This window comes from Rothia sp. HMSC069C01 (assembly GCF_001814655.1).
In the GTDB taxonomy this organism is placed as follows: domain Bacteria; phylum Actinomycetota; class Actinomycetes; order Actinomycetales; family Micrococcaceae; genus Rothia; species Rothia dentocariosa.
Window position 1 is genome coordinate 576,611 of the sequence record NZ_KV817408.1, and the last position, 13,887, is coordinate 590,497.

Below are 13,887 nucleotides of genomic sequence, written 5' to 3' on the forward strand. Positions count from 1 at the left end.
AGGGATACGTGCCCCAGAGGTACATAAAGTATCGCAGGGTGAATGTGCACATTATCAGCAATCAAAGGAATCTATCTTGCATACCGATCATGAGTCGAATCCGCTACGAGATTCGCGCGATCGACGTCTCACTCGTATTGCGGGTCCTTCCGCACTTGTGTTCTTCGGCGTCACGGGCGATCTTGCCCGCAAGAAACTGCTCCCTGCGGTCTATGACCTAATGAATCGTGGTTTGTTGCCCCCAAGTTTTGGTCTTGTTGGGTATGGGCGCCGCGAGTGGGATAACGATGATTTTCGTAACTATGTGCGTAAGTCTGTGGAAGAAAATGCGCGTACCCCATTCCGTGAGGATGTCTGGAACCAATTTCAGAAGGGTATGCGGTTTGTTCGCGGTAATTTTGATGATGATGCCGCATTTGAACGTCTCAAAAATACTCTTGCTGAGCTCGATGAACTTGGCGCCCAGGGGAACCATGCGTTCTACCTCTCTATTCCGCCGAAGGCTTTCGAACAGGTGCTGTCGAAGCTTGCCGAGCACGGTTTAGCCTCACGCGATAACGCGAACAATAATCCCAGGAACGGATGGCGTCGTGTCGTTATTGAGAAGCCGTTTGGTCACAACTTAGAGTCAGCGCGTGAACTTAATGGAATTGTGGAACGTGTATTCCCCCCGGATTCAGTGTTCCGTATTGACCACTACTTAGGTAAAGAGACCGTTCAGAATATTCTGGCGATGCGTTTCTCTAATCAAATGTTCGAGCCGATCTGGAATGCCAACTATGTAGATCACGTGCAGATTACTATGGCAGAGGATATCGGTATTGGTTCACGTGCGGGTTATTATGATGGCGTGGGTGCTGCACGCGATGTGATTCAAAATCATCTGCTTCAGCTGTTGGCTCTAACTGCCATGGAGGAGCCCCTTAGCCTTGATTCTAAGCATCTTCGCATTGAAAAGGCTAAAGTACTGGAAGCAGTACGTATTGATGATCTAGAAAATTCTTTTGCACTCGGTCAGTATGCCCCCGGTTATCAGGGCGGCGAACATGTCAATGGTTTCTTTGATGAGAAAGATATTCCTGCGGACTCACGCACAGAAACTTTTGCTGCGCTCAAAGTCAATATTGACAACCGCCGCTGGGCAGGAACTCCGTTCTATCTGCGTGCGGGTAAACGGCTGGGCCGCCGAGTAACTGAGATTGCACTTCTCTTCAAGAAATCTTCTGACCGTCTCTTTGGTAAGGAGACTGAGGTTCCTGCGGGTCAGAATGCCATTGTGATCCGTGTGCAGCCCGATGAGGGTATGACTATTCGTCTGGCGGCTAAGGTTCCTGGCACTCAGATGGAAATCCGTGATGTGAATATGGATTTCGGGTATGGTCATGCGTTCACTGAGGAATCTCCTGAAGCCTATGAACGTCTAATTCTGGATGTGCTCTTAGGTGAGCCGCCGCTGTTCCCGCGCCACGAGGAGGTTGAACTTTCGTGGAAGATCTTGGATCCATTTGAGGAATATTGGGAAGAGAACAAAATTAAACCCGAGCCCTACGAGTCCGGTTCGTGGGGTCCACGCTCGGCACATAAGATGCTAGAGCGTGATAACCGTTCCTGGAGGCGCCCGTGATTTCGCATCTGCAACACACGAATGTTTCTACCATTTCAAAGGAGCTTTCTAATCTTCTGGCATCTAATGGTAGTCTTAGCAGCAGCCGCGTACTTACGCTGGTAGTGCTTGCAGAGAAAGGTCATTCCCGAGAGTCTATTAATGCGGCTATTCGTGCTTCGCATGAGCACCCAAGTCGTATCATTGTGCATATTGCGCATAATAGTGATGCGCCCGATCAGCTGGATGCTGAGATTCATGTGGGCGGTGAAGCTGGCGCTTCTGAACTTATTATTCTGCGCGGCTGGGGCACCGCCTCAAGGCCGACAGAATCGTTGATTTCTGGTCTGCTTTTGCCGGATTCTCCTATTGTTGTGTGGTGGCCGCATTCCGTTCCTGAGAATCCGGGTGAGGATTCAATTGGTAGGATTGCACAGCGCCGCATCACAGATTCGGCACGCGCATATGATCCGATGGCTGTTCTTACGCATCTTTCTGAGGTTTATCAGGCCGGGGATAGCGATCTTGCCTGGACACGTTTGACGCTGTGGCGTACCCAACTGGCAGCTCTTTTGGAGCAGATGCCTGACTCCCCTGTTAAGCGTGTAGTGGTTTGGGGGTCTGAGAAGTCTCCTTCGGTTGTGCTCCTTGGCGCTTGGCTTGGCTGGAAACTCGAGGCTGAGGTTCATCTTGCAACTATCGGCGCAGCAGAACGGGGTCTTTACCGTGTAGCTATTGAGCGTGAAGATGGACAAACGATAATGTTCCGTCCTGGCAAAAACATCGCTATTATTGAGACTCCGTATACACCTGATCAGCAGATTCCACTACCAGTTCGTACTCTAGCGGATTGTATTTCTGAGGAGTTACGCCGACTTGACCCTGACACTATGTATGGGGAAGTTTTAAAGTCGGCATTCCCTACTCTGGAATTGCATCCTGCTCAGTGCGATGCTGAACCTTTCCTTAATACTTCTGAATTCCCCGAGGTTTTTGATGCCTAAGATCAACAATATTGGTGAGAGTACTCCAACTTTAATAGCGCATCCTTCTCGGGAGGCGCTTGCCTCTGATGCCACTACGCGTATCTTAGATGTTATTGAGCATGTCCTCACCGAACGTACTGTGGCTCATGTCTCTCTTACAGGTGGCACGATGGGCATTGCTACTCTTCGTGCATGGGCTCAATTTCCACGTGTTAAGGATATTGACTGGTCGCGCGTTCATTTCTGGTTCTCGGATGAACGCTTTGTTCCTGAGCATGATCCGGATCGGAACGATGGACAAGCAATCGAGGCGCTTCTCGCAGATTTAGTAGATCTTGGTTTTCCGGTTGAAAACGCGCATCGTATGGGTCCTTCCGATGTCATGATTGATGTTGAAGCTGCTGCCGAGCACTATGCCTACGAAATGCGCAATTTTGCGGGTTCTGCAGAACCCGTGCGTGTTGAGATGCCTGAGGGGGCATCCGAGCTTCCATTAGCGGGAGGGCACGGGGGATCTGCTTCTCAGCAATCTGGAGGCGGCTGCGGATGCGGTGGTTGTGGATGCGGCGGCGGCTCGGATATATGGCCTGTCCCCATTTTTGATGTTACGCTCCTAGGGATGGGGCCTGATGGTCACATCGCTTCGCTGTTTCCCAACCGGCAGCAAGTCCTTCTGGGCACAGGTTTACCAGAGGATCCTGTGGACGGCGCTAAAGCTGTGACGGTAATGGTCAAGGATTCCCCTAAGCCACCTAGCGAACGTGTATCTGTCACGCTGCCGGTTATCAATAATTCGCGCCATATATTCTTTTTGATTACCGGCGGTGATAAACAGGATGCGACAACCCGTCTTCTCAAGGGTGCACAGGTTCCTGCTGAGGACATTACTGCCGATATGCTCCTAGAAACTCCAGCTATCGGGGCTCGTGGGCAGAAACAGACCCTGATTTTTGCGACGGAAGAATCGCTAACTTAGGATCCACAAATTTTTCTAGTGGGGGTTACGGTCTTAGGATTATGACTCCCACTTTTATTTCGCGTCCCTAGTCTCATTCACCCTATTGAAAGTATTGAGGTTACTTGCTTCTTGCCGCGCCTTCTCCGCAAGCTCAGTCGGATGCGGTTCTAACCTTTCGAGCGCCCGCAGATTCTTCGCGAGCACAGTTGAACCCTTCATTTTGGGCCGCAAAACCTCAGGAATCTTGATACTCGCCCCGTACTCCCCTGCTAATTGCGCTAAAAGCTGCACCAGGGCACTGCCCCGATTTATCTCACCTACCATAGGCAGCATGTTCTCTAGCACCTGCACAATTCGCCACCCCGCCAGCGGGCTAATGGATGCAGCGTCCTGTAAACAGCTGGCTGCCCGTATCGGTTTAACCCATCCCCCTCGGAGCAGGTAGGCCAGTTCATTCGCAAGTAAAGAAGTGTCAAGCATTCCGCGACCCGCAAGAGCGGCAATAGATTCGGCGGTGAGAGCCCTGTGCTCAGCTGCTGCTGCACCAGTTAGCCAGCCCAACACGGAATAGGCGGGGTCTTGCAGAACCTGATGTGTGTGGGTGATGGTATCCAGTAGGGCGTCAAGCCCCTTGACGTGTTTCTGGAATCCTGTTGTAGTGACGAACGGCATGCTCTGCGCTGCCAATGTATTGGGGTTATTCTGCAGAAGCCACGCATACCATTGCATAAGGGTACAGTGAAAATCGTCGATTGCCTGAACAGCACGGTGCATAAACTCTTCCGGAATGCCTGCCGTGTTCAGAGCCGCCTGTGCGAAAGGCATCTGTGCGGTCGGTAGTTCGTGATCTTCAATAAGCCACATCATCAGGCTGCCGTTAGGAGCCTCAGCATAGGCTTGGTCGTACATATTGTGAGGACGCGGGCGGTAAGTGAGAGGTTCAACATGGCGTGTCCAGGTGCTCTCTTCTGCGTGAGGTATAGGCGCAAATACAAGGTTTTCTGGATGTTCTAAACAGTTAATCTGCTCTTGACAGAGCCCCGCCGGTCCACGATAATTTGTGGTCGTTTTCTCTATACGGGGTTTTTGACGCCCCGGAGATCCAGTGTGTTCAACCTGGTAGGGCTGGATGGTTTCGCCAGTCTGGGGGTCGGTATGGAATTCATGCCGGTACCCGGTAAAACCTTGCGGCAGTTTTTTAAAAAGTTTTCGGTGCGGGGCAATCACCCGGTACATCAGATAGTTGCCTAACGCATGAGTACCCGAGCGGATACCGGAATTCACGCATCGTTCAGCTAGAAAGTCCTGCTGGGCCGTATCAAGAGTAATGCGAGGATTATGCGCTAAATAATCAATGAGTTGCGGGAGCTGCGAACCGTCACCTGTGCCTTGGAGACAGGGAATAAGACCATCCATAAACTCAGCATCACTCTTATAAATATGCACCTGTGGGGTTGAAACGTGCTGCTCTAAAAGTTGCGGCAGATTCTCGGGAATCATGACGCTGCCCATTACTTGCTCCGCGTGAGACGGTGCGCTAGTTTTATCCGCCGCGGCTTCAGCAGGAGACATGAGTGTTTGCGCAGCGGGCTGCAGATCAGGCGGAAGAGATTCTGCGGTTTCCCTCATCAAGCCGTCCACATCTTGAGTATACTCGGGGTGCGTTCTAGCAATAGCGCCAAGGAGTGCGATCTGCGCCCGGAGTATTTTCTTCTCGGTGCGAAGCATCACGGTGCGAGAGACATTAAGTAAGTCATGAATCTGGGGTTCGGTCAGCTTTTCGACGCATGACATCAACATTTCTTGAGCCAATCCCACGGAGGTTGAGGGAACGGTAGTGAGCACTGAGGTGAGCAGATTGGTGTTACCAAGGTTCTCGTCTGGGGTGGGGTTCATCCCCCGATAGATGTGGTGAAAGATACTGGTGTTCTTGGCAGAAAAGTCGCGGAGCATCGCCTTCAGACATTCAGTAAGCAGGCGGTCACGGAATCCGTCAAAATTCTCCTGCAGCATGTGGAAGAGAGCGAGCGTGTCCGCGTTTTCACGCCCTGACCACTCTTTCCGCAGAAGCCCTTCATCTGTGAAACACGCCCACATTTCGTGTTCTAGCGTCTGAGGGTTGTTCTTGAAGAAAGAGATAACCTCTTCCCGGTTCTCGGATGAGCCAATGTACATGTCAGGAACGGCCGTCACGAACCCCCAGAGGTAGGAGCGCGTGGTATTGGTAAGTCCGCGTTCGTGAAGAAGCTGATGTATCTGCACCCAGAGCGTGGGCAAGTCGTAACCAAACCTGCCATAGCCACGCTCGTTAACGAACCCGGTTATCCAGGTGTTATCACGTTCGCTGAGTCCAAGCATCATGGCTTCTGTGCGTTGGCTAAGGTATTGTTCCGATTCAGCGGTTGAAAACTTCCAGTTCGCCTCACCGGGTAATCCCCGGCCGATGAGGTTTAAGAGCTCAACACCCACATGTTTGAAGGTTCCACCCAGTGCGGCCGCCGTGTAGACGCACACAAGCCGCTGCTCGGTCGTTCCTTCACGGCTGTAGCGGTCTATGAGCTTTTTAATGGAAAGTGTGCGTGCAAGGCTCTTGCGCTCATCCTCGGTGGCACCGGTGAGAACTTCATGGTATTGCCAGAAGGTGGCATCGTCACGTTTCAGCAACTCCCGCAGGCGGGCGCGACGTTCCGTAAGACTAGGTTGCGGTATTTTTGGTGTCATAACGGGCTCTCAGTTTCTGCGTTTAGGGTTGTGCGCAGCGGTGTTGGTCCAGCAGTTCTTGGGCTTGGTCTCGGGCCTGCTCCGCAAGCTCGGTCGGATGAGGCTGCAGCTTTTCAAGCGCACGCAGACTTTTCGCCAGCACGGTCGATCCTTTCATTTTGGGCCGCAAAACCTCAGGAATCTCGATACTGACACCGTACTCCCCCGCTAATTGCGCTAAAAGCTGCACCAGCGTACCGCCTCTGTTCACCTCGCCCACGGCAGGCAGTATGCCTTCTAGTACCTGCATAATCCGCCAGCCCGCCAAGGGGCTAATCGACGCAGCATCCCTAAATGTCTGCTCAATTCGTTGAGCCATCACATGGTGCTGACCCAACAGCCAACACAGTTCTTCGGCGAATAAAGCGGTATCGACCATGCCCCGATCTGCCAGGGAGGCGAGCGCCTCCGCAGCATTGGCACGCACCTCGGTAGTTTTAGCGCTGGCACCAAGCCCGAGTGAGCTGTAGGAGGCAGCGCCCAGTACTCGGTGCATATCGCCTAGGATGCGCATGATGATATCGGCGCCATAAGCATTATGGGCATGTATAGCTGCCACAAGAATAGGCATGGTCTGTGCGCTGAAAATATCTGGGTTGTTCTGCATCAGCCAGCCGTACCACCCCATGACCGTGCGGTACGAAGGATAGTATTTTGATTCCACCATACGGTGCACGTACTCGATTTGCGTGCTATTGGTGTTAAACGCAGCAGCTTCAATGGAGAGCGCGGCAGCATCGGGTGTATCTGTTCCAACCCACAGCGGGAATTGCAGAGGGAAGCTGTACTCCCGAGCAAGATATAGCGATTCCCAATACTGGGTGAGGACTGTACCCGTAGTGCGTTCAAGGGCTACTCGCTGGGGCGCAAAAGGCGCGGCCACTATGTTGGTTTCTGCGTCTTGATCCGCAAAAATCAGGGCGAACAACTGCTCCATCAGCAGCATGTGAGGTCCGCGCTCATTGAGATGAAGTTCTGTCCCTGTAGCTTTTACGTTAAAGGGACGAGGGTGATACTTCTTAGCCGTCTGTTCATCTACTATCACCGGGTCCCCGTGCTCATCGCTTAGGTAGAGACGTTCTTTATACCAGGTTGGGATGATCGGTATCTTAGCAATATCAGCGTGTTGTATCTGCCCGCTTTTGATGAGTGCCGCAATGGCAAGGTACGGGATATTGGGGCTGGAGAGGGTATAAATACCGAATGATTCTTCTATGAGAAGTTCACGAGCTTCCCAGAGAAGCTTCTGCTCTGCATCGTTTATTTCCAGACTCTCGGCATGTTCCAAGTACTCCAGGATACGCGGAATATCGGTGCCATCGCCTCCTTGGAAGGTTGCTGCCAGGCATTCCATTAGTTCCCGATCCGTAGTAATAGGCGGTCGAGGCGTCAAGCACCCCTGCGGTTCACGATCCTTCGGGGTGATATCCGGTACCGTGATGCTCCCCGCTGCGTTCTGAGGTATGGGTGGCTCCTGCACCGAATCGTTGATGAGCTTCTGGGCCTTGTCTTGAAGATCCAAGGGCATAGACTTGAAAGCATCCTGTACTGTCTGGCTTACTTGTTCAGTACATTCGGGGTGGACTTTAAGCAGTAGAGAAAGAAGCCGTATCTGAGCATGCAGAATTTTCTTTTCGGTGCGCGTCAGCACTGTTGCTGAAACCTCAATGAGCTCACGTGCTTGCGCGTCGGAAAGCTCGTAGACTGCCTGCTCCAGCAGATCTTGCGCCATGGCGATAGCTGGGCTATACGCCGTCCCCAGCACCGAAAGGTAGAGCGCAAAACGCTCCTTAATTTCTTGAGGTGTTGGCTGCAGAGCAGCATGGGACCGATAAAAATGCCGCACATGGTGGGCCGAGTAGTCGCGCAGGAGACCTTTGAGCGTTTCATCCAAGAACCTGGGACGAATATCTGGAAAAGTTTCGCACATGACCTGAGCAAGAGCCGAAAATGACGACGAACTTCGATATTCAGGCTGCAAGGTGGGATCCCACCTAGACTGTGCGAGTACCCCTTCAGCTGTGAAAGCATCCCAAAATTCTCGTTCCAGCAGCACAGGATCGTGACGGAAGAACTGCTCTATATTCTGATACTCTTCCGCAGACTTTTCTCTCACGTGTGGGACGGCATTCATCACCATGCAAAGATACCCTGGCGATAAGCTCGTCAGCGAATGTTCACGCATAAGTTTATTGAGGTGTGTCCAGGAACGTATGGACCAATCGTCTGAACATTCTTCAACAAAATGCAGAACCCGCTCATCGGATCGTTCTATTACCCCTTGAGTTAAGAATTCCCAGAGCTGCTCAGTAGCAGGCATAGGCGGCTCAGGAATAATATTAAAATTCTCATCTCGAAGAGGATGAAAAAGTTCACTTATGATCCTTACCGCACGCGGAGTCGAAGAGGTTAAAGCCCCTACTGCATATGCGGCCAAAGCTGCTTTCTCCCCTCGGGCTTTCGCAAGTTTCGTGGGCGATAACGTCCTGGCCAACGACGCGCGTTCTTCCTCTGCCGCCCCGCTAATCACCGCGTGATAATCCTCAACGGTTGCGTCGTCACGTTTCATGAGCTCCCGAAGGTGTGCACGACGCTCTCCAAGGCTCGTGTGCTGCGAATAGTTCTTCTCATCCATCATTACCTGTTTGTATATTTGGGTGTGTACGGAAAATATGCTTCTTTACGGATGCAACCCGGTATCGGGCTAATATAGCCTGCCACGACGTTTAATACTTACCGCCAGTACATGTTTGCAGGGTCCTCGGGTGCCCCGGTATTTCACCCACCACGGGCAGGTACACCGGTATTCTTCGATTTTCTCGGCAGGGGTTACCGTGTAGAACGTATCCCGCGACTGTACACGGTAAGTACCGCTTTCATCATCCCGCACCGCGCTGGAGTCCACCAGTTTCTGCGCGCCCACCAGCCGCGGATGCATAGCCTGCAGAGCATCCGCCTGCACGGGCAGCGGCCGGTGGAAGTACTCCCCCGCCTGCACATCAAAACCGACCTGCCCGGAGGATGCCAGTAATGCGAGGGCGTCGCGTACTTGAGTATCGTTCAGCCCGCTGCGTGCAGACATGACGGGCACCTCAATACGCGGCTCAAAGGACAGAAGCACACTGAGCATATCTGCATTTTCAGCAACTGACGGATTGGAGAGCGCCTGCAACACAGAACCTTCTCCTGAGAATCCGCGTGATTTTTCGGGGCTCAGCCCAATGCTCAGGCGCGCGCCTGGCAAGTGGGCCACCCACACGCTTGACACCGGGGTGTTACCTGAGGTGACCGGTTCGCTGTATGCTTCTAGGCGGGTCATGAATCGGATGAGCGGCTCAAGCGCCCGCAGCCGCTCCGGTCCGGCCACACACACCGACCCAACGGTGGCTCGGGTAGCCAGCCTCAGTGAACGCACCGCACGGGTTGCCCACATGACGCTTTTCGTGGCGGATCGGCGCGGCAGCCCCTGGATGAACATGCGAGCTGCTGCCGCGTCCAGAGAATGAGTGGGCTTCATCAGGGATGAGAGCATCTGTGTTTCGGCGAACCCTTTGAGCCAGCGTACTGGCAGGGGCACTTTATCTTCCTTCACTTCACCGTCTAGGGTGGTGGTCAGCAACCCTTCATTCCCCACATCCATGTGGAGAGGTTCGCCAGCCCGGAGAGAAGCTAAAGCAGTGCGAAGCGGCGGATTCACGTCCACATTTGTCACGCCCACAGCACTGTGGGTAGCATCTAGGGCGGAGGAGTCTACGTCAAGTCGGGCGTAGACACCGCAGCAGGCGCTAAAGGATTCAAACCGGAGTCCCTCGCTGGTGCTGGTCACTACCGGGTCGGCAGCCCGCAAAATGGCGGCGACCATGCCGGGTGGGGTGTAGTAGCGGGTGCGGGCCACGCGCGCAACCACCAATAGCGACGCCGCGATTACATCAGGGTGCTCCATGAATCCTGAGAAGAAGTAAGGGTGTGCCGCCGCGCCTTCCGGTGTGCTGCCACCGCTAGTTGCTAAAGCAAGTCCAAGACTGCCGTCTTGTTCATGCAGTAAAGAAGGGTTTAGATATGTATAGGTTAGAGTCTGTGCCATGGCGATCCCTTCAGTGGTTGGATATGCTAGGTTTTCGCCTTATCACTACTATGCCTGAACCCCGAAAGTTTTGGCATCTTTTCCGTCATCCTAGGGAAAATATTATCTACTTGTCTCTATATCAGATACTCGTCATGACTTGATCCTCCGTCATCTTATGCACCGACAATCTCCATAATTACTACAGTAGGACATATAAGAAGCCCCGGCAGATGTACCTGCCGGGGCTTCTTGAAATATATAAAGTCTATATGACGAACTGTCCGTTAAAACGTAGTGCTAGGCCGTAAAGCACCACGGCAATAACCCAAATAACGGTAACTGTAATGGTCAGACGGATTAGGTTCTTAGAAGCCATACCTGAAGAATTCAGTGAGCTGGTCATACCGCCACCAAACATATCGGACAAGCCACCACCCTGACCGCGGTTCAAGAGCACCAGAAGCACGGTGATAATGCTGGTAATCACGATGACTACCAAAAGCACATTCATAATGATGTCCACAGCGGGCCTTCCTAATAGGTCGATAATAAAGCCTGTCCCATGGCAGACTTTAATAACTATACGGTATAGAGACTCTGTGGTCATTCTCTAACACGTAATAACGCGTAGAGCGAAGGGCTAAATTACTGCCTAAACTGAGTGACACGCCGCTGATATTCGCTGGGGGTAAGCTGAAATGCATCTGGACGGTCTCGCAGTGCTCGCCCCGCATCAAGTGGATTTCCCTCAGTATCGTAAGCGTAAACATAACCGCCCTGAACAAGATAGTACGTAAATTGTTGGGCTACACCCCAGTAGTTGCCGCCTTCGGCATAGAATCCCAAGTCTACCCAATCGCGTAGTTTTACCTGAACGGGCACTTCTGGGGAACTTGTACGATGGTACAGCCAGTCCAGGAAGCTATCACGTTTATTTTCAAAATACACGATCTGCGGAGTCTCCGCGGTAGGTGCAGAGACTCGTCGGCCTCGAATAATGAGGACCACTATGACCGCCAAAAGACCTGCAACAACAAGGGATACAATTGCAAACATAGTTAAAGTCTAACGGGTCGATTTTCCGGGATGCAGGAACTTAGCTTATAGGGTAGCTACAGTTTGCTACTCCATAAATAAAAGACCTTCCCAAGAGTGATAACCGACACCTGGGAAGGTCTTTTATTTTACAAGGCTAAAGATTTATACCTTTTTTCCGGCTGCCTTTGCCTCAGACTTTTCTAATACCTGAGCATCTTCAGAATCTTTATCCTCGTAAGGTTCATATGACTTGAAGGGCTGTCCCTTTTCGGGGTACCGTTTAGGCGAGATCGACAGACCCATCTGAACCTTCTCGTGATATACCTCAACTATCAATGCAACCACAATAAGCGCAATAACAACTGCGAATGGCAATGCAATAATAATCAAGGTACTTTGCAAGGCCTTCAGACCACCGGCGAAGAGCAGTGCCATAGCGATACCAGCAACAATAGCACCCCACACAACCTTTTTACCGTTTGTAGGTATAAGCTTCCCATCTTCAGAGAGCATCGACAACACATAAGTTGCTGAGTCTGCCGAGGTAATGAAGAAGGTAAAGATCAGAACAATTGCGATGATCGACATAAGTATGCCCAATGGGTAATGACTAAACGTACCAAAGAGCGTCTCTTCAACTTTCAGACTCGTCAGATCTGCTGTTCCATTTTGCTGTACCGTATTCGCCATAGTACCGAATGCGGAGAACCAGATAAAGCTCAAGACGGTAGGTATCAGAAGTACTACAGTAATAAACTCACGGATTGAACGGCCTTTGGAGATACGAGCAATAAAGATGCCAACGAAGGGAGACCAGGAAATCCACCATGCCCAGTAGAAGATGGTCCAGGTATCAATCCAAGAACGTTCACCACTATTGAATGCAGCAGTTCGGAAGCTCATTCCAAAGAATTCATGTAGGTATAGACCGATAGATTCCGTCATGTTATCAAAGATTTTGACGGTGGGTCCTACCACAATAGAGATTGCCAGCAACGCAATAGCCAAAACCATATTCACGTTTGAGAGAATTTTGATACCTTTACCCAAACCGGAAAGAGCTGAAAGCACAAAAAGTCCGGTGGTCACAACAATAATAATGACCTGCACCCACATTTCATTGGGAATAGCGTTATGAGTTAAATAGCTCAACCCACCATTGATTTGGATAGCACCGAAGCCAAGTGTAGTCGCCACACCAATAACCGTAGCTACCACAGTAATAATGTCGATAATATAGCCAAGCCAACCATCAGTTTTTTTACCAAAAAGGGGCTTAAGAGTTACCGAGAGAAGATACTTTTCTTCTTTACGGAATCCAAAATATGCCAGAGCCATAGCGACAATACCGTACACAGCCCAGGCGTGAATACCCCAATGGAAGAAGGTAAATTGAAAAGAGTCCGCCATTGCTTGCTGTGACCCGGGTTCAGCATGCGGGGTTTTGCTAGCAAAGTGCGAAAGCGGTTCAGCTGAACCATAGAAGACCAGACCAATACCCATACCCGCCGAGAAAAGCATAGCAATCCATGATCCGGTTGAATACTCAGGTTTTGAGTCCGGCTCCCCCAGTTTAATCTGTCCCATAGGACTTAAAACAAAGAAGCCGCAGACAAATACAATAAGAGTTACAAGCAAGAGGTAGAACCAACCGAAGTCAGTCCCGATCAGTGACCTCCAATTTTCGGCAATTTCCCCGTAACCCGGAACAAAGCCCAGAGCCACTAATATTAATGAAATAATTAATGAACCAATAAAAACAGACGTATACTTGCGTGATTTCATATCTCACCCTCCTAAAACGCTTAGGCACAAGTGTAACAAATCTCAAAGATTTTACAAAACCACACATTTTAAAGACATAAAAATAATTTAAATCATATTTAATTAAATTAAATTTAAATAAAACACAGCTAACTGCATCAAAATAACTCAAAACCCTTAATCATTTTGTTATATTTTAGATATTATTATAATAATATTAGCCGTAGATCTATACCGAAAATCGCTAACTTTCCACATTTTTACAGAAAAAATTTTAGGTACCGCCTATTGTGCTCCAAAGCTACATTCTCTTACCCTGAGGCAACTTTACGAACATCTGGTAGCATCATCAGAACCTCCATCGTTAGATTTTCTCCCGGAGTAGGGTCAATAACCTCGCGCCAGAATCTTAAATGCTCCTTATCCACCCAGTGCTCTGATTCTTCTACAGGTTGTGCTCCCTGCCCCTGTACGCTGTACCAGTACAAGTACATATGCCCATCACGAACCTCCGAAAAGATCGTTTCGACATACATTTTCTCGGGCGCTAAAGTCTGCTCAACGGCATCCATATTCTGGCGAAGAAAATGCATCCATTCTACAGCTCGCTCTTCTTGACCTTTTCGCACCCGAAATCTGGTGAGCTCAACCTGCATCAATATCAGCCTCTCTAAATATGGAATGAGAATATTTCTGTTCATGTTCGTAACAT

Annotated in this window: 10 protein-coding genes; 3 read left to right on the forward strand and 7 right to left on the reverse strand. The window is 50.7% G+C overall.

From position 1 onward, the window contains the following. Positions 1 to 76 precede the first annotated feature (76 nt). From zwf to HMPREF2981_RS09205, 3 genes are read left to right on the forward strand one after another with little or no spacing between them, the layout of a single operon-like run. Entirely contained in the window at positions 77 to 1,624 is a 1,548-nt protein-coding gene (gene zwf / locus HMPREF2981_RS09195) for a glucose-6-phosphate dehydrogenase (protein ID WP_070662540.1), read from the forward strand. Then, the gene (locus HMPREF2981_RS09200; RefSeq protein ID WP_070662543.1) at positions 1,621 to 2,607 is read left to right on the forward strand and encodes a glucose-6-phosphate dehydrogenase assembly protein OpcA; all 987 of its coding nucleotides are present in this window, start codon (positions 1,621 to 1,623) and stop codon (positions 2,605 to 2,607) included. The genes zwf and HMPREF2981_RS09200 overlap by 4 nt, the downstream gene beginning before the upstream one ends. After that, positions 2,600 to 3,565, forward strand: a complete 966-nt coding sequence (locus HMPREF2981_RS09205) for a 6-phosphogluconolactonase (protein ID WP_070662546.1) — start codon at positions 2,600 to 2,602, stop codon at positions 3,563 to 3,565. Before HMPREF2981_RS09200 ends, HMPREF2981_RS09205 begins: the two co-directional genes overlap by 8 nt. A gap of 54 nt (positions 3,566 to 3,619) precedes the next feature. On the opposite strand, the gene HMPREF2981_RS09210 is transcribed toward HMPREF2981_RS09205, so the two are convergent. The 7 genes from HMPREF2981_RS09210 to HMPREF2981_RS09240 form a co-directional block, all read right to left on the reverse strand. Next, positions 3,620 to 6,268: a DUF6493 family protein gene (locus tag HMPREF2981_RS09210; protein ID WP_070662549.1), complete on the reverse strand. Its 2,649-nt coding sequence runs from the start codon at positions 6,266 to 6,268 to the stop codon at positions 3,620 to 3,622. 22 nt (positions 6,269 to 6,290) lie between these two features. Then, complete coding sequence (locus HMPREF2981_RS09215) at positions 6,291 to 8,945, reverse strand: DUF6493 family protein (protein ID WP_070662552.1); 2,655 nt, start codon at positions 8,943 to 8,945, stop codon at positions 6,291 to 6,293. A gap of 66 nt (positions 8,946 to 9,011) precedes the next feature. Continuing rightward, entirely contained in the window at positions 9,012 to 10,391 is a 1,380-nt protein-coding gene (locus tag HMPREF2981_RS09220; protein WP_070662555.1) for an SWIM zinc finger family protein, read from the reverse strand. Positions 10,392 to 10,638: 247 nt separating this feature from the next. Beyond that, on the reverse strand, positions 10,639 to 10,896 hold the full coding sequence (gene secG, locus HMPREF2981_RS09225) for a preprotein translocase subunit SecG (RefSeq protein ID WP_172461380.1): 258 nt from the start codon (positions 10,894 to 10,896) through the stop codon (positions 10,639 to 10,641). A 122-nt stretch (positions 10,897 to 11,018) separates the two neighbouring features. Further along, the gene (locus HMPREF2981_RS09230; protein WP_070448675.1) at positions 11,019 to 11,429 is read right to left on the reverse strand and encodes a hypothetical protein; all 411 of its coding nucleotides are present in this window, start codon (positions 11,427 to 11,429) and stop codon (positions 11,019 to 11,021) included. A 144-nt stretch (positions 11,430 to 11,573) separates the two neighbouring features. Next, the gene (locus HMPREF2981_RS09235) at positions 11,574 to 13,196 is read right to left on the reverse strand and encodes a BCCT family transporter (protein WP_070662559.1); all 1,623 of its coding nucleotides are present in this window, start codon (positions 13,194 to 13,196) and stop codon (positions 11,574 to 11,576) included. A 290-nt stretch (positions 13,197 to 13,486) separates the two neighbouring features. After that, entirely contained in the window at positions 13,487 to 13,876 is a 390-nt protein-coding gene (locus tag HMPREF2981_RS09240; RefSeq protein ID WP_210398825.1) for a DUF6176 family protein, read from the reverse strand. Positions 13,877 to 13,887: the final 11 nt, after the last annotated feature.